Below are 21,556 nucleotides of genomic sequence, written 5' to 3' on the forward strand. Positions count from 1 at the left end.
ACAAAGGGGATGAGTATATGATCGTAGAAGAAATTATGAATGATGAGCCTTACACGCTGGCCCCAACCAATACAGTGCTCGAAGCGCTGAAAGTAATGCGTGAAAAAAAAGTACGGCATTTACCTGTCGTAGATGAGGAACGACACGTTCTTGGTGTTATCACTGAACGAGATATTAAAGAGGTATTACCTTCCTCATTGCGTGATGAACCAGATTCTCCAGTTTTTAATGCAAAAGTGGAAGAAATCATGGTTAAAAATCCACTTGTCGGTCATCCACTTGATTTTGTAGAAGAGGTTGCACTTACATTTTATGAATCAAAGGTAGGTTGCTTACCAATTGTCTCTGGTGGGAAATTAGTTGGAATTGTGACTACTACAGACTTACTTTATACGTATATAGAGTTAACTGGTGCTACTGAACCTGGCTCGAAAATTGAAATACGTGTATCTGATACACCAGGAATATTGTTTGAAATCACAAAGATTTTCCATGAACATCATGCAAATGTCCAAAGCGTCTTAGTTTATCCTGACTCTGAAAATACCCAAAATAAAATTTTAAGTGTCCGAGTAAAAACACTAAATCCACTAGTCGTAATTGAAGATCTTCGTAAAGAAGGCTTCGATGTACTTTGGCCTAATTTACCAGGTATTTCGTTACAATGAAAAAGGCCGTATTTGTTTATTCGCCAGAGCAACTCGGATATAAATTTTCAGATACACATCCTTTCAATCATAAACGCTTGACGCTTACAATGGATTTGCTAAAAAATATTGACGCTCTAGATGATATGGATATTGTCCCGGCTCGTGTTGCTACAGAAGAGGAGCTTTTACTTGCACATGATCCAAAATATATTGATATTGTTAAAAGAGCAGGGCATGGTGAGCTTTCAGATGCACAAGGTGAAAGCTACGGAATAGGAACCGAAGATACACCCATTTTTGAAAATATGCATGAAGCAAGTGCTCAGCTTGTCGGTGGGACTTTGACAGCTGTCGATTATGTTATGGAAGGAAAAGCTGAGCACGCCCTCAATTTAGGTGGAGGGCTACATCATGGCTTCCGTGGCCGTGCATCAGGTTTTTGTATTTATAACGATAGTACAGTAGCCATCCGCTATTTGCAGGAAAAATATAATGCTCGTGTACTGTATGTGGATACCGATGCCCATCACGGGGATGGTGTACAATGGAGTTTTTATGAGGACCCAAATGTTTGTACATTGTCTATCCATGAAACAGGACGTTATCTTTTCCCTGGAACTGGTAATATTACGGAACGCGGAAATGGGCAGGGCTATGGCACTTCTTTTAATTTTCCGATTGATGCTTTTACAGAAGATGAAAGTTTCCTAGAGATATATGAAAAGGCTATGCGAGAAGTCTTTGAATTTTTTAAGCCCGATGTTGTGCTAACGCAAAATGGCGCAGATGCACATTATTTTGATCCATTAACACATTTATATGGAACGATGAATATTTACCGAGAAATTCCAAAACTTGCGCATAAATTAGCACATGAGTATTGCGGTGGCAAATGGATTGCCGTTGGTGGTGGAGGCTACGATATTTGGCGTGTTGTGCCCCGAGCGTGGTCCATGATATGGCTAGAAATGACAGATCAGCAAAAGCCGACAGGGCAACTTCCTCAAGCATGGTTAGATCGCTGGCAGCCTGAAGCACCTGTGCCTTTTATTCCAACCTGGGAGGATCCAAATCCTTTGTACGAGCCAATACCTCGGAAGGCAGAGATTGGAGAAAAAAATGCGCAAATGCTAGACAAAGCGCTACATATTATTCGTAATGAAAAACGCGTTTGACTTTACGCCTCACGATTCACGTGAGGCTTTTTTATGTGTGCTCAGTCATCTATCCGACAGTTTCCGCGATCTATTCGTCATTTCCATCTTTCTATCCGTCATTCTTGACGTTCTATCCGTCACTTCCTGCTTTCTATCCCTCTATAAAAAAACACGCAAATCCATTTTCAGATTTACGTGTTAAAATCATTATTTACTTTTTACGGATTCTCGATGTTCAATGCGATGAGGTAAAATTACTGCTTCGTCCTCAACAGGCTCTTTGTTCATTAACTTTGTTAGCAAGCGCATCGCAACAGCTCCTATATCGTACAACGGAAGCGCTATACTTGTTAGTTGTGGACGAACCATACGTGCTAATTTTGAATTTTCAAAGCTTATCACTTCGATATCCTCAGGCACATTTTTGCCTGCATCCTGCGCACCATGAATTAACCCGATTGCTAATTCATCACTACCTGCGAAATAGGCTGTCGGTGGATTTTCCAGTGAGGATAATGTTTCCCACGCCTCAATACCCATATCATAGCTAGATTCCTCTGCAGCAATTAGTGATTCATCTATAGGTAAGTCTGCATCTTGTAATGCTTTTTTATAAGCCTCAAGTTTGAATTTTCCATTAATCGTATAAGCAAGCGGACCTGTTACGAAGCCGATTCGTTTATGACCATTTTGAATGAGTAATGTAATCGCCTCATAAGCCGCTTGGTAATAATCAATATTAACAGTCGCGATTGTTTGTGATTCATCTACTGAACCTGCAAGTACAATCGGTACAGGTGAATGGTCCATAGTTTGTTGCATTTTCTCAGTTACTTCATCACTCATCATGACAATACCATCAACCTGTTTTCCCAGCATTGTATCCAGTAACTGTAACTCTTTATCTTCATGCTGATCTGAGTTGGCTAAAATAATATTGTAACGATACATTGTTGCAATATCCTCTACACCTCGTGCCAGCTCCGCATAAACATTATTTGCAATATCTGGGATAATCACGCCAACTGTTGTTGTTTTCTTACTTGCTAACCCTCTCGCTACTGCGTTTGGACGATATTCTAATCGTTCAATTACTTCTAATACTTTTTTTCGTGTTGCCGGTTTTACATTTTGATTGCCATTGACTACACGAGAGACCGTTGCCATCGAAACATTTGCTTCTCTTGCAACATCATAAATTGTAACAGTCATCGTACGTGCCTCCCTTTTTTCCTTTTATAGCCTTATCATACGATAATTTTCATATTCTTTTCAAGAACAAGTACGTACATGAAAAGAAAAACCAAGTACAAATAGTATTATTCTAGACATTATTTTGACACTATATAGTAAACACCGCCTGCCAATTAAGCAAGCGGTGTTTATTGAAAGAATTAAGCACGGATTTCATGGTTTTTCATGAAATTTTGTAGCGTTTCATAGAATGCATCAAATGTTGGTATATCCATTTGTTGTTGTGAGTCAGAAAGTGCTACAGAAGGATCTGGATGCACCTCTGCCATTACGCCATCTGCTCCGATAGCAATTGCTGCCTTAGCGCATGGTAATAGTAAATCACGACGACCTGTTGAATGCGTAACATCAACAAATACTGGTAAATGAGTTTCTTGTTTTAAAATTGGTACAGCTGAGATATCTAATGTGTTACGGGTTGCTTTTTCATAAGTACGAATACCACGCTCACAAAGAATGATGTTCTCATTTCCTTTAGACATAATGTATTCTGCTGCGTGAATGAATTCATCAATTGTTGCTGCTAAACCTCGTTTTAACAGTACAGGTTTGTTAGTAGCACCTGCTGCTTTTAATAATTCGAAGTTTTGCATATTACGTGCACCAATTTGGATGACATCGATATAATCCAACGCTTCCTCTAAATGACCAGGTGTAACAATTTCCGTAATAACACCTAAACCAAATTCTTCTGATACACGTTTTAAAATCTTAAGACCTTCTAATCCAAGACCTTGGAAGTCGTATGGAGAAGTACGTGGTTTATATGCACCACCACGGATTAATTTTTCACCTTTTGCTTTAATAGATGCTGCTACTGCTGCTACTTGCTCATATGATTCTACAGCACAAGGACCAAATACGAAAGATGGTTTTCCTTGGCCAATTAGCTCACCATTTACATTAATAACAGTATCTTCTGATTTCTTCTTGCGGGATACAAGCAATTCCTTCTTCTTATCCGCTTCAAGTTGTTTTAAAGCTGTTTTAAAGATTTGTTTAAATATATAATCAACCGTCATTTGATTTAACGGACCTTGATTGTGTTCCTTAATAAGATCAAGCATGTGTCTTTCACGAAGTGGATCATAGCGATTTACACCTTGCTTTTCTTTAATTTTACCGATTTCATCAACTACAGCTGCGCGTTCGTTAATTAGACGAAGAATTTCTAAGTTTAAGCCGTCTATTTGACTACGTAAGCTTTCTAAATCTTTTTGGCTCATGCTTTCTTGCTCCTCTCATCATGACAGACACTTTCAGAACTCTGAAATGTATGTTACATTTTTAGATATTAGCAATATTATAATCAAAGTTATACAGAATGTCACGTAATTTTAATTTAGCGCTTCAACTCGCTAAATTATATTGAACTATTACGAGAAAGGAAGCGATTACATTGGGTTCAAAATTATTTGCACTTGATATCGGTACACGTTCCGTTGTCGGCATTATTTTAACTGAAAATAATGACCACTTTCACGTGGAAGATATAATAGTAAAAGAGCATAAAGAACGTGCCATGGTCGATGGTCAAATACATAATGTCATGTATGTGGCAGAATTAATCAATGAAATTAAACATGAACTTGAAGACAAGCATGGTCCTTTGACAAAAGTAAGTGTCGCTGCGGCTGGTCGCTCATTGAAAACAGAACAGGCAAGTGTGACCATTAATATACGTAATCGACCAATTTTTACAGAAGAGGACATAAGTCGTCTAGAGCTACAAGCTGTTCAACAGGCTCAACAACAACTCCTACAGCATAAAGAGGATGTTAAAATAAGCCACTATTACTGTGTTGGTTATTCAGTTCTTTATTATCGTTTAGATGGAGAAGAAATTGGTAGCTTACTAGATCAGCAAGGTGATGAGGCACAAATTGAGGTCATTGCTACATTCTTGCCAAGAGTTGTTGTAGAATCACTTATTGCTGCCCTGAAACGTGCTGATTTAGAAATGGATGCGCTAACGTTAGAACCAATTGCTGCAATTAATGTGCTGATTCCCCCAACAATGCGACGTTTAAATGTGGCACTTGTTGATATTGGTGCAGGTACATCTGATATTGCTATTACAGATAAAAGTACTGTTGTTGCCTATGGCATGGTGCCAACAGCTGGTGATGAAATAACAGAGGCATTAAGTGACCACTACTTACTCGACTTTCCGATTGCCGAACAAGCAAAACGTCAACTACAAACAGAAGAAGAAATTTTAATTCAGGATATTTTAGGCTTCGATCAATATTATCCAAAAGAAGAAGTTCTTAAGGCTATCGATTCTGCTATCAAACAACTTGCAAAAGCCATTGGGGAAGAAATTTTACGTCTTAATAATCGTACAGCTCCTAAGGCGGTTATGCTTGTCGGTGGTGGTAGCTTAACACCAAACCTTACAACTGAATTAGGACTAGTACTAGATTTACCAGCTAATCGTATAGCTGTTCGAGGAATTGATGCTATTCAAAATCTTACGAGGGAAGATCATATTAAAGCATCGCCTGAATTGGTGACGCCAATCGGTATTGCCATTGCAGCAAAAAAAATGCCTATTCAATATATGAGTTTAACTGTTAATGATCAAGTTGTTCGTCTTTTCGAACTAAAGGAAATGACTGTTGCAGATGCATTTTTAGCAGCCAATATTCGAGCAAAGCAATTATATGGAAAGCCAGGACATGGATTATCAGTAAGTGTGAATGGACAAGATATTTTCATCCCAGGTGGGCACGGTCAACCAGCGGAAATTTTAGTGAATGGGCAACAGGCATCCACAAAAACAATTATTAAAACAGGAGATGCCATTCAGCTAATTGAAGGTCAAAACGGTCATCCTGCAACCGCAACAGTAAGAGATATTGTGGATAATGCTGCTATTAAAACAGTTACGATCCAAAATACAAAATATATAATTGAGCCACAAATTACTGTTAATGGCTCACCCGCATCGCTCGATAGTGCATTAAATGATCGAGATGTTGTTGTCTTTGATATAGCTGAAACAGTCGAAGATGTTTTTAAGCTCACAAATAATTGGGACTTATTAAAGCAATTCGAGTCCTTTTATATTCAGGTCGATGGAAAGCCACTTTATTTACCAGAGTTCTCAGCACAGTTGATGATTAATGGTAAGCCTTCTAAGATGGCATATGCTGTACAAGATTGTGATGTTATTACATTTCAACAACAAGCATCCCCTACTGTTCAACGTATTGCCGATCAAATGAATGTTTTACTTGAGGACAAAATCATGATACATTTCCAAAACGAGGTGTTAGAGCTAAAGAAGATGGCAAATGAAGTTTTCGTTAATCATGTAGTGGTATCACCTCTTTCTACCGTACCAAACGGAGCAACAATCTCATTTAAAGAAAAAGATCGCAGTCGTTGGATTTACCAAGACGTTTTCCGCTTTTCGAATTGGCAACTACCTACGACATTTAAAGGCAACTTTACGATTTTACGAAATGGTCAACAGGCGAGCTTCGATATGGAGATTTTCGGCGGAGACAAATTGGAAATTTTATTAGAACAGGCACCTATATCTTAACGAGAAAAATACTCGATGAATTCAAAAGGGATACAATACGTCATTGGAAAAACGTATTGTATCCCTTTTATTTATGCATTAAGCGCGAACTTCTTCATTTTTCTCTTCAGCTTGTTCATTTTTTTCATTAGCATCTTCTGCTTTAGGTTCTTCAGTAGGAATGAAATCTTCTAGTGGTTCTTCACCTTCGAAAGAAACAGTACCATCGTCAAAAACGGTTGGTGCTTTTGCAGACTTTAACGTCTTTACTTTTTCTACTAATTGTGTAGATTGCTCTTGAATTTGTTTCGATAATTGAACTGTTTTATCTTTTGCAGTTGTCGAGAAATCTGTACTCTTATCTTTTAAGTTCACAGCTTGTACCGCTACATCGCTTCGTAAATCTTTTCCTGATTTTGGAGCTAATAATAAGCCGGCAGCTGCACCAACTATTCCCCCAACTAAGGCGCCAATAACAAAATCTTTCATGTTCACACGCTCCTCTTCATAAATCGATTCTTGCGGATGATAAAGCTGTGGCAATGAACTTTCAAGCTGTTGTTCCTTCACTTCGTTAAAATTTGGCTTTTGAGTTGTCATGCAACAATTCCTCCCCATCTAATAATCTAATTTGCCTAGACTGGTTGTCCATCTGCTTTTCGCGGATGCATCTTCAACTTATGTCAAAGACTTTATTTTTATTCAGTTGACATTTAATGCCTACCGAATAATAATCACTTTTTACGGCCCCATTTTCTTTTCGGTTTTTCCGATTCTTCTGATTCAAAAGAATAAATATCTTCTTGAACCACCTCATGCGCCTGCTCGATGATTTTTCGTTTCTTCCACTTATCTGCAATGCCCATAGCAACATTGCTCCATTGAACTACCTGTGCAATTTTTTCCTCATTTTGTTCCACAGTTTTTGAAATCGAAGAAGTAATTTGCTGTACAGATGTATTTAAACCGTTCACAGAGTCACCAATCCCTTTGACTGCATGAACAACAGAATTTAACTGTTCAGATTTTTGCTGAATATCCTCTGCCAAGTTATTTGTTTTGGATAATAAGGAAGTCGTTTCGCGTGTAATACCTTCCATTTGTCCCTCGATGCCTGATAATGTTCCGGATAAGCTGTTAAGAATTGATTTGAGCGAAAATAATGTCATTCCGACACTCACACATAAAATTAAAAAACCGATTGCCGCAATTATTGCTGCAATATACAAAATCACTTCCATAAATAGACCTCCTGCTAGTAAAATTCTCTTTACTATTACTTTCCCTATCTTCGACAAAAAAAACTGAATTCCTTCTCATTTTGAAAAAAAACAGCTTATTCCTTACGGACTAAGCTGTTTCGTTGTTTTTTAGCACGTCTTCAAAAGCATCTTGGAATTTGTGAACATCGCCAGCGCCCATAAATAAAAATACTGCGCCCTCATGCTTTGTAAGCACTTCAATTCCTTCAGTGGTAATCACTGCACTGCCTTCAATTAAAGACGCTAAATCATGAATAGAAAGTGCGCCTTGTGTTTCCCTTGCAGAACCAAAAATATCACATAAGTATGCTGTATCTGCAAGACCGAGACTATCTGCAAAATCCTGTAAAAAAGCTTGCGTACGTGTAAATGTATGTGGTTGGAAAATAGCTACTAGCTCACGCTCAGGAAATTTTTGTCGTGCTGATTGAATCGTTGCACGAATTTCAGTTGGATGATGCGCATAGTCGTCTATTAAAACATTATTGCCAATATTCGTTTCTGTAAAACGTCTTTTTACACCTTTATAAGTGTTTAAACGTTCTTGGATAATGTCTGGTGATATACCTTCATACTGACAAAGTGAAATGACAGCTAAAGTATTTAATACCGCATGATCTCCAAATAACGGGATAAAGAATGTACTATAAAATTCATTGCGAACAAATACATCAAATTTTGTTCCCTTTGTTGTTTTTTCAACATTACGAGCCTCAAAATCATTTTCAGCCCCAAAACCATAATAAACAACAGGTACCTTCGCTTGAATACGTTGTAGATGTTCATCATCACCACAAGCAATAATGGCTTTTTTAACCTGTAGCGCTAATGATTGAAATGCTGAATAAACATCCTCAATATTTGCAAAGTAATCTGGATGGTCAAAATCAATATTGGTCATCACAGCATAATCAGGATTGTAAGCTAAGAAGTGACGACGGTATTCACATGCTTCCATCACAAAGAATTGAGCATCTTCATGCCCAGCCCCTGTACCATCACCGATTAAATAAGAAGTTGGTTTATACCCACCTACAACATGAGACATTAAGCCTGTCGTGGATGTTTTACCATGTGCACCAGTAATAGCAATTGACGTATAATTTCCGATATACTCACCTAAAAATTTATGGTAACGGATAATTTCTACACCGATTTCTCGCGCACGTTCTAATTCCGGATGATCATCAGGAAATGCGTTCCCTGCAATAACTGTCATACCTTCTTTAATATTATCTGGATTAAATGTAAAAATTGGAATATTACGATCACGTAACGGCTGTTCCGTGAAGAAATATTTATCAACATCTGAGCCCTGTACTTGTTCACCAGCATCAAATAAGATTTGTGCAAGTGGACTCATGCCAGAACCTTTAATGCCTGTGAAATGAAAAACTGTCATTAATTAAACCCCCCGGGAATATCAATATCCCATCTATCATCTATTAGGTGTATCGTATTTCTCACTAATTATTAGGTATTAATACCTTTACAAAATCTAAAAAATACGTACTAATCAACACATCTTGTCTATTATAGCACTATTTATGCATAAGGATAAATGTGTAACTTTTCTAAAAATACTAATTTCGACGTAAATCAGATAATCTATACGAAAACAATGCAATTCTTATTCAAACATAGCAATTAAATCTTCTTCCGTAATGTAACTTTCTCGTGGTTTACTGCCCCTTGCCTCTGACACAAAGCCATGAGACTCTAACATATCGATTAAACGAGCAGCACGATTATAGCCAATATGATATTTTCGTTGGATCAATGAAGTAGAAGCTCCTCCCTGCTCATATACAAAGCGGCAGACGTCTTCAAACAGATCATCCTGCTCTGCAGAAATCTCCGTTTTCTTTAATAGCTCCTCTTGATCAAAAATATAATCAGGTTCCCCCTGCTCACGAACATGTTCAATAATTGCTTCAATCTCATCATCTGTCACAAATGTCCCCTGCAAACGCACAGGAGCAGACATACCATTACCTAAATATAGCATATCGCCTCGTCCTAGTAACCTTTCTGCTCCTTGCCCATCTAAAATAGTACGTGAATCGATTTGTGAAGATACTGCAAAGGCAACACGTGTAGGAATATTTGATTTAATAAGCCCTGTAATAACATCAACAGACGGTCTTTGAGTTGCAACAATTAAATGGATACCACAAGCACGTGCCTTTTGCGCAATACGACAAATCGCCTCCTCAACATCTGCAGGAGACATCATCATTAAGTCTGCTAACTCATCAATAACTATTAGAATATATGGTAATTTCAAGCTATGTTCATTATTTTTATCTGCTATTGCATTATAACGTGTAATGTCACGTGCACCTGCATGAGCAAATAACTGATAACGTCGTTCCATTTCTTCAACAGCCCATTTTAGTGCAGCTGTAGCTGCCTTCACATCTGTGATAACCGGGCTAACTAAATGCGGAATATGATTAAACGGTGCAAGCTCAACCATTTTAGGATCAATAAGCATTAGCTTTAATTCATGAGGAGCAGCTTTATATAATAAACTAACCAAAATTGAATTAATACAAACTGATTTACCAGAACCTGTTGCCCCTGCAATTAAACCATGAGGCATTTTTCGTAAATCAATTGTTACAGGCTTACCTGTTAAATCCAAACCCAATGCTGCTTCTAGCGGTGAATCTGACTCAAGGAAAGATGCACTATTTGTCACTTCCGATAATCGAACAGCGCGAGATACACGGTTCGGAATCTCAATGCCAATTGAACTCTTTCCTGGAATCGGTGCTTGGATACGGATGTCTTTCGCTGCCAATGCAAGCTTCAAATCATCTGCTAGATTACGAATTTTACTAACCTTCGTACCATGGCTTACCGTTATTTCAAATTGTGTCACGGCAGGTCCTTGCATAATGGATTCAATTTGAGCTGAGACCTGGAAATAAGACAGCGCTTCAACAAGCGTATCTCCCTGCTGATCCATCCACTCAGTATCCTGCGTTTTTTCCTCAGGTGGTTCTAGAAACTCTTCAGTCGGCTTTTGATATACATGAACAGGCCTTGGTAGATTTTCATTCACTTGATTCGCTACTAGTGTTTCATCTGATATGGCAGTCTGTTCTTCATAATCATCTGAATCAATAGAATCTTCCTCAGGAATCATTATAGTTTCTTTAATGTGCTCATGGTTAGTAGTTGACCCTACTTCCATTTCAGTAGTTGCTGAAATTTCATCTAAGCTTTCTATATCTATTACTGTCTTTTCTAATGTTGATACGCTAGACATTGTTGCTACTGGTGACATTGAAATGACCGCTACACTTTCTGAAACAGCATCGCTTAGCGTTGAATGTTGAATCGAAACCTCTTTTTCATTCTCCTGTTGAGATGCCATTTTATTTTCCACTTCTAACGAAATATTCTCAGAGGGTATAGATTGTTGAGCTTCTTCTTTATAGGATGGAATTAATTTTTGTTCTTCATCCAAATTAATCAATTCAGAAGAAGGTTCCTGCTTCTCCTGTGTCTCTTCAACAATTGTTTGCTTAAGATTCTTTAATTGCTGTTGGGTTTTCCACTTTTCTTTATCTGTTTTTAACATTAAAACATTAAAAGGAATACGACTTTTTTCTTCCTTTGTTTCAGCTTCTACAGATTGTTCTTTTAACACCGCTTGCTCATCATCTTCCATTATTGACGGCTGAACTACCGTTACTTCACCAATATGGATTGTAGAATTTTCGATTTGAACCTGTTCCACGACTACTTCTTTCACATGAATTTCTGACTGATCAGCTGAAAGTTGTTCAACACTTAATTCTTGCAGAACAGCTTCTTTAACTTGATCTTCAAATTCAACAGCAAATGAGGTCGTTTGCGGTAAAGGTAATTCCGTATGCTCTACATCGTTTGGATGACTCATTTCTTGCGATAAATTTTCATCAAAAGTAATCGGTTGCTTTGCAGGTGCTTCCAAGATTTCAGGCATCTCAAGTTGTTCATGATCATCTTTTTGAACCATGCTAATAGGCTCTTTTACTTCTAGTATATTTTCAATGGCCTCATTTGTTGTCGCATCTTTTAAAGACATAGGGGCTACAGGTATTTCTGATTCTTTTTGGTCTTGCTCTTCCTTCCGTTTATCCAATAAATGCTCAATCGGGCTCGGCTTAGCAAAACCATAGACTGGTGAAGGGACATCACTTGGTACAAAACGCTTACGATTTGCAGGTATGCTACTCTCCACTATTTTTTTCTGTTGATCATTATTTTCTTTAGGTTTAAGTGTAGAGGGTTCATGTTGTGCATCCCGAAAAACAAGACTTGCTTTTGAGCGATTCCCTTGTTCAGGGTGATGTTCAGCCTGACTTCGTATAACAGTCGTTCTACCAGTTCGCTTTGAACGATTGGCTAATAGATCCCTAATGCCTGAAACCTCAACATCATAAACACTCGAATCAACAATATGATTATTTAAATGCTTAGGTAGCGATAATTCTTCAATTTGTTCGTAATATTCATCTTCCATTTGACTAAATTCATTTGATTGAGATGTTAGTGGTGATGGTGAAATTTCTTCATCCACTATCAATGGAAAACGAAAAGTCTTTTGCTTTGATACAGGTGCTTCTTTAAATGAATATTGCTGCTCAGGTTGCTCTTCACCATACTCTTCATACATTTCATCATATTCATATTCATATTCTTCTTTATTTATAAATTTATTAATTTGTTTTTTAAACCAATTCACATTGTTTCACTCATTTCTCTTACACTTCATTTATAGCATTGTCATATTTACTTAAAAACTAGCTCAATGTCTATAACAAAAAGCATACCATAAAAATGATATAGAAACTTGTATTTAGAGGCTCATTCTAGACAAAAAAATCGTTATGCTACTACCATCTTAGTAACATAACGATTTTAAGAATATTGTATATATTTTATCTTGTTGGTGCTTCAAATGCACTACCAGTTACTGCATCTTCCGGTAACACTAAAATTCCTTTTTCGGAAGGAGCATTAGGGATTGCTAATTCACGAGCTGAACATAACATACCGAATGAATCAACACCACGCAAATTTCCTTCTTTAATAAGCATTCCTGAAGGCATCACAGCACCAATTTTGGCCACGACAACCTTTTGACCGGCTTCCACATTAGGTGCACCACATACAATTTGTAATGTCTCTTCACCCACGTTTACAGAACAAATGCTAAGTTTATCAGCATTTGGATGCTTGTCTTTTGTTTCTACATAGCCTACAACAAATTTTGGAGAAAAATCAACATCAAGGCTAATGACTGCACCATTTTTTGCGATCGCTGCTTCAAGCTGTGCAACTAATTCTGGCGTTACTTCGACTGAACCTTTTTCCTCCGTTTGTATATAGCTGCTGGCATTAAATAAATTAAATGCTTTAATTTCTCCAGTCTGAGCTTCTTTTAAAATAGCAATATCGCCAGCTCGTTCTACCTCTGTTTTCACGATTGACTCATTTGCTAATTGTACCAGTAGTACATCTCCTACATGCTCTTTGTTGTAAAATACATTCATTGTTTCTCTTGCTCCTTTTTGACTCTGTTTTTTGCTAGTATAAAGATTGGTTCAAGTTCTCCATCTTCATAAATAAAAGATAATGACGTAATCGGTACAGTACCGACTGAGAAGAAATGCATCGTCATCTGTGCTAATACATCATACCCTGTTTCATTACGAATATCACCTATTATTAGTACATCCTGATGCGGCACGGATAATGTCATATCCCCTTCAATTTTAGTGCGCATATCTTTTAAAAAACTCTCATTTAAAATACGACTTGCATCATAACCATCATTGGCATTAACAAAATAAAAAATATTACCTGCCACTTCGTCTTTTTTATAAATAGTTGGAAGCTGCTTAACAGAAAAACGCGCCATTTCACGAATTTGCTCTAAAGATAATTGTAGTATTGCTAACATGGATTCATCAATAAAACGGTAGGTTTTTCCTAAGTCAAGCGCATAAAAAATACGCGTTTCAGCTGTGTGCTCCGTAGTGATAAACACATGTCCTTCTTTTGAGGCTTGAGGGTAGGATGTTGCGCGAATAACTGGATAAATTAGTGTAGCTGCTTGGAATCCTTGTTCCATCTCTTGCTCCATAGCATCAAAGGTTTTTTCGATTGTATACACAACTTCATCGATTGCAGCCCCTTGCTTGTCATTATATTTTGCCAATATGCCTGGCAGAGAAAGCTCCATCCCTTTGCCAATTTTTTTATGATTCAAACGCAATTTATCATGCTTTTTATCAAATTCAAAATCGAATTTCCCCTCACTTAGTTGCTGTTTTAATAGGGACACAAGTTGCTCTGATTTAATTTGTTTCACCTAGCTCACATCCTTTCTTTATAATCTATTTCGCTTTGGCGTAATTAACCGCTGTCGCCTAGATAAATATTACCGCTGAATGAAGAGAAAACGGCTCACATGTTTGTGAACCGCTCTGTTCAAAACTATCCAATTATCTAATCTTAACCGAATGTACGATTTTCGTCATCTCATGTAAATTATCCTCTATATGATTTGCCTGAGATATGGTCGTCATTTTTACACCACCACTACTCACAATTAGCTCAAATTCATCCTCATTGTCGGTTTTGGAAACAGCTGAAAAGCCGAAAATACCTTCCTTTTCATACGTATGTTCTTTGATTATGTTTTTTGATGTATCTTCTTTTAATAGATTATAATAGAGTTTGCTATCTGTATCTTCGCGATCGTTAATGAAAAGAATAAAACTCTCTTTTCCTTTTGCAATTAATATATTATATGCGTCTGAACTGTCTTCAACTTTAAAGCTTGAAGGTAAGTATAATTCTATATCTCCAATTTTATCAGTATGCCCCGCTGGCTCTTCTGCAAAAACAGTTTCTGTTATTTGAAGCCCATTTTCAATTTGTTCGTCGACAGATTGATTACAGCCAGAAAGTCCCAACAGTAGAAGCATTAAGCCTGTAGCTTGTAGCCATTTATGAGACATGTTTCCCTTCCTTTCATCGCTAACTTTTTCTCTATTTTAAAAAAATTTTTGCAAAGTTGCAACTTCACCGTTCCATTTTAACTAATTCTTACCTTCTACTCGTGTGCTAATGCGAATAAATATTGACCAATTAGAAGCGAGACAATATGCTCAAACATTGCTTGCCTACTTACTAAACCTTGTGTGAAAATACCTACAGCCCCAGCACCTTGGCGAATATCTAGACGTTGCGTATATTGCTCCATAACAGGCCCAAGTTCCTTCCCAGCTCTTATTTCCTGGGCAATTTCTTCTGGTAATATAATTTGTGCACCAGCAGCTGTATAGGTTGTATTGTTTGATACTGTAAGAGCACCCCAGTTACAAACATACATGACACCATCAATTTCAGTCACTCCACCTTCTAAACCAAACGATAATTGCGCACCTGTCTCATTCAATGCGTTCTTTGAACGATTTATTGCTCCCATTCGCGTTTCTTCATGAGTCCTCGGTTGATCAGATACTTGTGAAGAAGCCTTGATATAGGTAAAAATCGGTTTATCAAAATATTTTTTAGCTATAACTTCAACTGCTTCCGTTTTTGCTTTGTTTGTAGTTCCGATAGCTATGTTCATTTCCAGTCCTTCTTTCTTTGCATAGAAAAAGATGCCCCCTAAAGGCACCTTTTAACATGTATCAGTGGATGTTACTTTATACATTAGCGCGAATCGTCTCTAGTGTCGAACGATCTGCTTTTTTCACTAACTCTACAATTAAAGCTTTTGCTGCTGCATAGTCATCAATATGAATAATTGATGCAGCAGTATGAATATAGCGTGAGCAAATACCGATTACTGCACTTGGAACACCGTCATTCGCGGTGTGTACACGTCCAGCATCAGTACCACCCTGTGAAACAAAATATTGGTATGGTATATGATTTGTTTCGGCAGTATCTAAGATGAATTCACGCATGCCACGGTGTGTGACCATTGTGCGGTCTAAAATACGTAATAAAGCACCTTTTCCAAGTTGACCGAATTGATTTTTTTCTCCCGACATATCATTTGCAGGTGAAGCATCTAAAGCAAAGAATAAATCCGGTTTTATCATATTTGCCGATACTTGAGCACCTCGTAAACCAACCTCTTCCATTACATTCGCACCGGAATATAAATGCGAAGCTAGTTTTTCGTTCTGCGCTTCTTTCATTAATTCAATAGCCAGTCCGCAACCATAGCGGTTATCCCAAGATTTCGCCATGATTTTTTTCGGATTTGCCATTGGTGTGAATGGGCAAACTGGAATGATTGATTGACCTGGTTGAACACCAAGCGCAATAGCATCTTCTTTATTATCTGCGCCAACATCTATTAGCATATTTTTTATATCCATTGGTTTGGAACGCTCTGCATCTGTTAGTAAATGTGGTGGTATGGATGAAATTACACCAGGTATTGCACCATTTTTAGTAAATACTTCAACTCGTTGTGCTAGCATAACCTGATTCCACCAGCCCCCTAGAGGTTGAAAGCGAATCATTCCGTTGTCGGTAATGGAAGTAACCATAAATGCTACTTCATCCATATGACCAGCAACCAATATTTTTGGAGCATCAGCAACATCACTATGCTTTACACCAAAAATACCTCCCAAATTATCTTGAATGATTTCATCCGAGTACTTTTCTAACTCAGAACGCATGAACGCGCGTACTGCATGTTCATTACCCGGTGCGCCTGGTAATTCTGTTAATGTTTCAAATAACTGTAATGTTTCCTCATTCATGATGACTCTCTCCCCACGAAGTAGAATATTATTCCTTGCTTATTGTAACACACCTTATTTCTCAATTCGAAATATTGATACATTTCCTAAAAAGTGCTAAAGTGTGAACGTGCATTCACTCCTTGTACTATGCTAAAATGAAGCTATAGAAAAAGGAGGAAAGAAGTATGAAATTACGTGATTTTTTAATTGGTGTTGCAACTGGCCTAGCTGCCGCAGTCATTATTAAAGAAGCAAGTGAAAAAGTTTCTCCGTATGTACCTGCAGGACAAGTACTCGAAAACATAAAAAAGGAATTTAAAAAGGATGCGCCGATCGACGGTTCCTGGATTTTTATGAAAACAGACAATTTTACAAACGGCATTATGACGATTCCAGTATATCGTGGAGGTATCTCACGTATGCGCGAGGGTGAAATGCAAACATTTGAATTTGCAGCGGACGCCCGCTCAGGTGTTGTAGTGGAGCTAATAGAAGTATAACCTTACTCAGCGATACGCGTTTAAAAAAATTATAGAATCCTACTAAAGAAGAAGCCATCTCAGTTATTTGAGATGGCTCCTTTGTTTTACTCTGATAATCCTTTGTTGTTAAAGTACTTTTTATATTTTCGATAATAATTTAAATTATTTAACGTTAGCTTGACCCAACGTTTTGTATTCATATCTTGATTAAAGTAAAGAGAGTTTGTATATTTCCCTTCACGAATTAATTTTTTCGCTTCTAATTTAAGCTTTTCATTTGATGCATATTTGAATAATACACCTTTAGGAATAATCATCCATAAATGCTTATCCTGTACATAGGTTACATCCTGCTTAATATCCAGCATATGGTCGTCTGCTACATACTTCATTAAATTATGGCCACTTGCTGTTACATAATAGCTTGAACGGCCATTTCGTAAGTTAATCTCAAAAAGTTTATACTGTTTGTCACGCATATCATATTTCATATCGAAGTTAGCAAAGCCTACATACCCGATATCCTCTAAGAAGTGGCGTACTTGATCCATTATTTCTTCATCGTATGTTGTAACGATTGCTGCATAGCTACCAATCCCTTCAGGTGAATGCTCTTCTAAGATTGGATTTCCTAGGCACATTAACTTTACTTTGCCGTCTTTCCCAACATACGCATTTAATACACGCATATATGAATCATCGCCTGGTATGAATTCTTGAATAATCATTGTATCCTGATAGGTTGAGCTATAGATTGCTTTTAAAATGGCAGTTTTTTCAGCTTCATCATGAGCTACGAATACTTTTTTCTTACCTGGAAATTTACATGCCCAGTATTCCACCGAGTTAGAGGCTTTTAAAATAATTGGATAATCGAATGGTGGTGTAAAGTTTTCGTAATTATCTGCTGTCACAGTCGTTGTACCTGGGTACTTGAAATTGTACTTGTCACACATTTTATAGAAGTTTTCTTTTAACAAAATTTCATCCATCAGTGATTCATCAATGTATGGTACTGTAAAATGCTCTTGTAGCGCTGGTTTATTTTTGATAATAAGCTTTGCATAATCATCACCACAAGCTAATAACAGTAGTTTTTTATCAGAATATTTTTTTGCTACCTGTGCAAGTGCGGGTGCAAATACATCCTGTTCATTTAAGCGATCAATTTCTTGAAAATTTAAGATATGGCTGTCTTGTGTTGCTGTTAAATGTGATCGCCCTAGTACAAGTGGCTTAATGCCATATTCCTCGTAAAACGCACGTGCCATCCCATATGCATTCATATCTGATCCTAATAATACCGGTAAAAATGGTTGCTCAGTTGCCATGTTATTTCAACTCTCTTTTGTGTTTTAGTATAGTTTTTAGTGTATCATATTTTCCAAGATGTTCACGCAAAAAAGCGTCAAAAAAGAGAGGTATAGATAATTAGACTCAACATTATAACGTGAGGCTGATTTCCATTCCGATAGAGCGCTTTCCTGGGGGCGTCCGGGCAACAAATGTTTTCTGTGCGAAAGCGAAACGCTAACGTGGTGGCAGCAAAATGTTTCGACTGTGCGAAAGCGAAGCGGCAGCGGCACGATATTGGTCATGAAGGTGTTATCATAGGACTTGACCTTCTATCCAATGTCTTATCTGGGCGCTCTATAATAGCTATTTCTTGCCGATAAAAAAACGTGCGAACTCAAATCGTTCACACGTTTTTTAATTAGAATGTAATCATAGCTTGTCTGCTACGCTCTAGCTTATCTACAATTTCCTTACCTGTTTCATCCCATTTAATCATACGGTAATAAGCATCATGATAGAAAATAAAGCCGTAGCCGTTTGTCAGAGCTTCTTTCATAATACGTTCCTTTGCAAATACACTCGCCATTGGATAATCGTCATAAGCTAAAACCCATAAAGGATTTTGATGGGCATGTGTTGGCATAATATCCGCCATATGCAATAGCACTTCGCTATTTTGAGTCAATTTAATAATGGCATGTCCATCACTATGACCACCTGTATGAATCATTTCGATGCCAGGAGCTACCTCTAACGTACCTTCATACGTTTCAACTAAATGCTGAACTGGCTCCCAGTTTTCTTTCCAATACGTATTTTTCGAGCGAATATTTGGTTCACGCATTTCATCCCATTCAATTTTTGTTACAAAGATTTTAGCATTCGGGAATGTTGGGACAAGTACATCATCTTCCCATTGAGTTAAACCTCCAGCATGATCGAAATGTAAATGCGTCATTAATACTGCATCAATATCCGCTGTTGTTAACCCTAGCTCCTGTAAGCTTTCCGCTAATGTTGATTCTTCAGTAACACCAAAATTACGTAGTTGTTTTTCATTTAATTTGTTAAAGCCAACACCCGTATCAACAATATAGTTTTTACCTTCATATTGAATTAAAATCGGTTCAGTCGGTAACTCGATTTGGTTGTTTTCGTTTACCGGATATTTGCGTGACCAAAGTGGTTTTGGCACAACTCCAAACATAGCACCGCCATCAAGGCAAGTGACACCCCCGTTTAGCCATGATAATGACATATTGTGAAACTGTAACTGATCCATCCATACTCCCCCTATTTAGTAATGAATTGTGATTCTAGACGATAAATTGTCTGTCCTTTCGCAGAAAATTTCTGCTCGTATTCTGTCATAACATTATCCTCAGGCATATTCGCATGTAGGTCGAGTGATACATACTTTAGTAACATACCATATTCAGACAGGCTCATTAACGAATACTCGAACAGACCACGGTTGTCCGTTTTAAAATGGATTTCCCCATTATCCACTAAAATCGACTCATATAATTTCAAAAAATCCCCATGCGTTAAACGTCGCTTGGCATGGCGCGTTTTCGGCCAAGGATCTGAGAAATTCAGATACACACGGTCTACATCATTTTTTGTGAAATATTTATATAAATCTGCGCCATTTACTTTTAATAATCGTAAATTCGCTGGAGATTTAGCTTCTAAAATTTTTTCCAATGCACAAACAATGACACTATCATAAAGCTCAATGCCAATATAATTTATATCTGGATTTTGTAGAGCCATACCAGTAACGAATTGTCCTTTCCCAGTACCTACTTCAATATGTAATGGGTTGTCGTTTCCGAAAACAGCCTGCCAATTTCCCTTAAAGTCTTCAGGTTTTGGAATTATCACCTCTGGATGACTTGTAATCATTTCCTCCGCCCAAGGCTTATTTCTTAATCTCAATTTTTTTCCTCATTTCTTTCTCGTGAAATTATTGATTTTTTATAGTATAACGTATTCCCATAAAATTCGCATGAAATTATTGCAAAATGATAGTTTTTAACTTCTTTCAGCGGGTGTCCAAACACAAATTCGAATCCAGACGCATTGTTTATCTGTGCGATAGCGTAGTGCACACGTAGCGACAGCTACAACAAATGTTTTCTGTGCGGCAGCTACAAATGTTTTCTGTGCGATAGCGAAGCGGCAGCAACAATTATGCCGAGACATAATTGATTAATCCTTCGAAATAACCTGCCATGCATCTCGGTGGACAGAACAATGAATCTTCGTCCCCTGACTCATTTCACCGATATAGTTACCATCTGTATGACAATCTACATCATTAGCCTGTACGAAAATATCAAAGTCGTTGCCCTGCAAAAAAGTTATCTCTTTAAATTTTGTATGTTTTTCAAAAAACACAGTGACAAATACAAGTAATAACTTAAGACGTGAAATGCCATGAAGGATTGTTATTTCTATTTCTCCATCATTAGGTTTAGAGGAAGGAGAAATCTTCATGCCCCCTCCAAAATAAGGATGATTACTCATAGCAACAAACCACACCTGCTGAAACTGCCATTCTTGATTGTTTGAACGTATGGTTACATCAAAGCGCTCAAAACTAAATAGCCCTCTCACAACAGCCGCAGCATAGGATAACTTGCCGAGTCCAATTTTATTGAGGTAAAACTTCAATCGAGATTTATTAATGTGCTTTGTGACAAATGCATCAAAGCCCACACCCGCATTATTGACAAATATCTCTTGTTGGAGAGCATCAAACTGAATATTCCCAGTATCCATCGGAAGACTAGCCAAGTCTGCCTGTAAATAAGCTTCAATTTGTAACGCATTTTGAAATGTTGTGAAGTATCGTGCAAAATCATTCCCAGAGCCAGCACGAACCACACCAATAACTATATATGCATTATGTACAACACCACTTACAACCTCATGTATTGTGCCATCTCCGCCAACAATAACAATTAGTTTTTTAGTTTGTGCATCTTGTGCCCATTGTTTTGCAAGTTCCTGTCCATGACCTTCATATTCTGTGAAGGCAACTTGATAGTTGATTGTTAAATGGCGTTGAAGATGTCCCCAAACTTTCTTACCTTTTCCATTGCCCGCTGCTTCATTCACAATAAATAATACTTGCATTC

The 21,556-nt window shown here is 37.6% G+C and carries 20 protein-coding genes; 4 read left to right on the top strand and 16 right to left on the bottom strand.

The annotated features are described in order from the left end of the window. The first annotated feature begins 17 nt into the window (after window positions 1-17). Window positions 18-668 (top strand): acetoin utilization AcuB family protein, encoded by a 651-nt coding sequence (locus ACIQXF_RS03820; protein WP_402779346.1) that lies wholly within the window; start codon window positions 18-20, stop codon window positions 666-668. After that, window positions 665-1,825, top strand: a complete 1,161-nt coding sequence (locus ACIQXF_RS03825) for an acetoin utilization protein AcuC (protein WP_402779348.1) — start codon at window positions 665-667, stop codon at window positions 1,823-1,825. The genes ACIQXF_RS03820 and ACIQXF_RS03825 overlap by 4 nt, the downstream gene beginning before the upstream one ends. 189 nt (window positions 1,826-2,014) lie before the next feature. Here ACIQXF_RS03825 and ccpA read toward each other — a convergent pair whose 3' ends face one another. Together ccpA and ACIQXF_RS03835 are read right to left on the bottom strand one after the other, a co-directional pair. Further along, window positions 2,015-3,019 carry a catabolite control protein A gene (ccpA, locus tag ACIQXF_RS03830; protein ID WP_402779350.1) on the bottom strand — a complete coding sequence of 335 codons (1,005 nt, stop codon included), beginning with the start codon at window positions 3,017-3,019 and terminating at the stop codon, window positions 2,015-2,017. Window positions 3,020-3,201: 182 nt separating this feature from the next. Next, a complete protein-coding gene (locus ACIQXF_RS03835; protein WP_402779352.1) occupies window positions 3,202-4,287 on the bottom strand; it encodes a bifunctional 3-deoxy-7-phosphoheptulonate synthase/chorismate mutase in 1,086 nt (361 codons plus the stop codon). Between the two features lie 173 nt (window positions 4,288-4,460). On the opposite strand from ACIQXF_RS03835, the gene ACIQXF_RS03840 reads away from it, so the two are divergent. Then, entirely contained in the window at window positions 4,461-6,614 is a 2,154-nt protein-coding gene (locus ACIQXF_RS03840; RefSeq protein WP_402779354.1) for a cell division FtsA domain-containing protein, read from the top strand. Window positions 6,615-6,692: 78 nt separating this feature from the next. Here the strand turns inward: ACIQXF_RS03840 and ACIQXF_RS03845 are convergent, their stop codons facing one another. The 9 genes from ACIQXF_RS03845 to ACIQXF_RS03885 all read right to left on the bottom strand — a co-directional run bounded on the left by ACIQXF_RS03845 (window position 6,693) and on the right by ACIQXF_RS03885 (window position 16,650). Then, a complete protein-coding gene (locus tag ACIQXF_RS03845) occupies window positions 6,693-7,193 on the bottom strand; it encodes a YtxH domain-containing protein (protein WP_402779356.1) in 501 nt (166 codons plus the stop codon). A 134-nt stretch (window positions 7,194-7,327) separates the two neighbouring features. Then, window positions 7,328-7,834: a DUF948 domain-containing protein gene (locus ACIQXF_RS03850; protein ID WP_402779358.1), complete on the bottom strand. Its 507-nt coding sequence runs from the start codon at window positions 7,832-7,834 to the stop codon at window positions 7,328-7,330. A gap of 109 nt (window positions 7,835-7,943) precedes the next feature. After that, on the bottom strand, window positions 7,944-9,257 hold the full coding sequence (murC, locus tag ACIQXF_RS03855; RefSeq protein ID WP_402779360.1) for a UDP-N-acetylmuramate--L-alanine ligase: 1,314 nt from the start codon (window positions 9,255-9,257) through the stop codon (window positions 7,944-7,946). A 228-nt stretch (window positions 9,258-9,485) separates the two neighbouring features. Then, window positions 9,486-12,596, bottom strand: coding sequence for a DNA translocase FtsK (locus ACIQXF_RS03860; RefSeq protein WP_402779362.1), 3,111 nt, complete (start codon window positions 12,594-12,596; stop codon window positions 9,486-9,488). Window positions 12,597-12,792: 196 nt separating this feature from the next. After that, window positions 12,793-13,407, bottom strand: a complete 615-nt coding sequence (gene ytpR / locus ACIQXF_RS03865; protein ID WP_402779364.1) for a YtpR family tRNA-binding protein — start codon at window positions 13,405-13,407, stop codon at window positions 12,793-12,795. Next, window positions 13,404-14,228 (bottom strand): DUF1444 domain-containing protein, encoded by an 825-nt coding sequence (locus tag ACIQXF_RS03870; protein ID WP_402779366.1) that lies wholly within the window; start codon window positions 14,226-14,228, stop codon window positions 13,404-13,406. Before ACIQXF_RS03870 ends, ytpR begins: the two co-directional genes overlap by 4 nt. A 133-nt stretch (window positions 14,229-14,361) precedes the next feature. Beyond that, window positions 14,362-14,880 (bottom strand): hypothetical protein, encoded by a 519-nt coding sequence (locus ACIQXF_RS03875; RefSeq protein WP_402779368.1) that lies wholly within the window; start codon window positions 14,878-14,880, stop codon window positions 14,362-14,364. A 95-nt stretch (window positions 14,881-14,975) separates the two neighbouring features. Further along, entirely contained in the window at window positions 14,976-15,497 is a 522-nt protein-coding gene (locus ACIQXF_RS03880) for a DUF84 family protein (RefSeq protein WP_402779370.1), read from the bottom strand. Window positions 15,498-15,573: 76 nt separating this feature from the next. Further along, window positions 15,574-16,650 carry a M42 family metallopeptidase gene (locus ACIQXF_RS03885; protein WP_402779372.1) on the bottom strand — a complete coding sequence of 359 codons (1,077 nt, stop codon included), beginning with the start codon at window positions 16,648-16,650 and terminating at the stop codon, window positions 15,574-15,576. Between the two features lie 167 nt (window positions 16,651-16,817). Here ACIQXF_RS03885 and ACIQXF_RS03890 point away from each other — a divergent pair, with 167 nt between their 5' ends. After that, a complete protein-coding gene (locus ACIQXF_RS03890) occupies window positions 16,818-17,132 on the top strand; it encodes a hypothetical protein (RefSeq protein ID WP_402779374.1) in 315 nt (104 codons plus the stop codon). An 86-nt stretch (window positions 17,133-17,218) separates the two neighbouring features. Here the strand turns inward: ACIQXF_RS03890 and ACIQXF_RS03895 are convergent, their stop codons facing one another. The 5 genes from ACIQXF_RS03895 to ACIQXF_RS03915 form a co-directional block, all read right to left on the bottom strand. Next, on the bottom strand, window positions 17,219-18,445 hold the full coding sequence (locus tag ACIQXF_RS03895) for a carboxylate--amine ligase (RefSeq protein WP_402779376.1): 1,227 nt from the start codon (window positions 18,443-18,445) through the stop codon (window positions 17,219-17,221). A gap of 383 nt (window positions 18,446-18,828) precedes the next feature. Beyond that, complete coding sequence (locus ACIQXF_RS03900) at window positions 18,829-19,692, bottom strand: YtnP family quorum-quenching lactonase (protein ID WP_402779378.1); 864 nt, start codon at window positions 19,690-19,692, stop codon at window positions 18,829-18,831. Window positions 19,693-19,703: 11 nt separating this feature from the next. Beyond that, window positions 19,704-20,351 carry a tRNA (guanosine(46)-N7)-methyltransferase TrmB gene (trmB, locus tag ACIQXF_RS03905; protein WP_402779380.1) on the bottom strand — a complete coding sequence of 216 codons (648 nt, stop codon included), beginning with the start codon at window positions 20,349-20,351 and terminating at the stop codon, window positions 19,704-19,706. A gap of 96 nt (window positions 20,352-20,447) precedes the next feature. Continuing rightward, window positions 20,448-20,618 (bottom strand): hypothetical protein, encoded by a 171-nt coding sequence (locus tag ACIQXF_RS03910; RefSeq protein WP_402779382.1) that lies wholly within the window; start codon window positions 20,616-20,618, stop codon window positions 20,448-20,450. A gap of 6 nt (window positions 20,619-20,624) precedes the next feature. Continuing rightward, window positions 20,625-21,554 (bottom strand): diacylglycerol/lipid kinase family protein, encoded by a 930-nt coding sequence (locus tag ACIQXF_RS03915; RefSeq protein ID WP_402779383.1) that lies wholly within the window; start codon window positions 21,552-21,554, stop codon window positions 20,625-20,627. Window positions 21,555-21,556 lie beyond the last annotated feature (2 nt).

Source organism: Lysinibacillus sp. NPDC097231 (genome assembly GCF_044761885.1).
In the GTDB taxonomy this organism is placed as follows: domain Bacteria; phylum Bacillota; class Bacilli; order Bacillales_A; family Planococcaceae; genus Lysinibacillus.

What these genes read in the sequence shown, in the direction of transcription:
- ACIQXF_RS03910 (WP_402779382.1), bottom strand. Translation starts at nt 20,618, where the DNA reads ATGTCTCGGCATAATTGTTGCTGCCGCTTCGCTATCGCACAGAAAACA.
- ccpA (WP_402779350.1), bottom strand. Translation starts at nt 3,019, where the DNA reads ATGACTGTTACAATTTATGATGTTGCAAGAGAAGCAAATGTTTCGATG.
- ACIQXF_RS03835 (WP_402779352.1), bottom strand. Translation starts at nt 4,287, where the DNA reads ATGAGCCAAAAAGATTTAGAAAGCTTACGTAGTCAAATAGACGGCTTA.
- ACIQXF_RS03885 (WP_402779372.1), bottom strand. Translation starts at nt 16,650, where the DNA reads ATGAATGAGGAAACATTACAGTTATTTGAAACATTAACAGAATTACCA.
- ACIQXF_RS03890 (WP_402779374.1), top strand. Translation starts at nt 16,818, where the DNA reads ATGAAATTACGTGATTTTTTAATTGGTGTTGCAACTGGCCTAGCTGCC.
- ACIQXF_RS03850 (WP_402779358.1), bottom strand. Translation starts at nt 7,834, where the DNA reads ATGGAAGTGATTTTGTATATTGCAGCAATAATTGCGGCAATCGGTTTT.
- ACIQXF_RS03900 (WP_402779378.1), bottom strand. Translation starts at nt 19,692, where the DNA reads ATGGATCAGTTACAGTTTCACAATATGTCATTATCATGGCTAAACGGG.
- murC (WP_402779360.1), bottom strand. Translation starts at nt 9,257, where the DNA reads ATGACAGTTTTTCATTTCACAGGCATTAAAGGTTCTGGCATGAGTCCA.
- ACIQXF_RS03915 (WP_402779383.1), bottom strand. Translation starts at nt 21,554, where the DNA reads ATGCAAGTATTATTTATTGTGAATGAAGCAGCGGGCAATGGAAAAGGT.
- ACIQXF_RS03880 (WP_402779370.1), bottom strand. Translation starts at nt 15,497, where the DNA reads ATGAACATAGCTATCGGAACTACAAACAAAGCAAAAACGGAAGCAGTT.
- ytpR (WP_402779364.1), bottom strand. Translation starts at nt 13,407, where the DNA reads ATGAATGTATTTTACAACAAAGAGCATGTAGGAGATGTACTACTGGTA.
- ACIQXF_RS03825 (WP_402779348.1), top strand. Translation starts at nt 665, where the DNA reads ATGAAAAAGGCCGTATTTGTTTATTCGCCAGAGCAACTCGGATATAAA.
- ACIQXF_RS03895 (WP_402779376.1), bottom strand. Translation starts at nt 18,445, where the DNA reads ATGGCAACTGAGCAACCATTTTTACCGGTATTATTAGGATCAGATATG.
- ACIQXF_RS03820 (WP_402779346.1), top strand. Translation starts at nt 18, where the DNA reads ATGATCGTAGAAGAAATTATGAATGATGAGCCTTACACGCTGGCCCCA.
- ACIQXF_RS03845 (WP_402779356.1), bottom strand. Translation starts at nt 7,193, where the DNA reads ATGACAACTCAAAAGCCAAATTTTAACGAAGTGAAGGAACAACAGCTT.
- ACIQXF_RS03875 (WP_402779368.1), bottom strand. Translation starts at nt 14,880, where the DNA reads ATGTCTCATAAATGGCTACAAGCTACAGGCTTAATGCTTCTACTGTTG.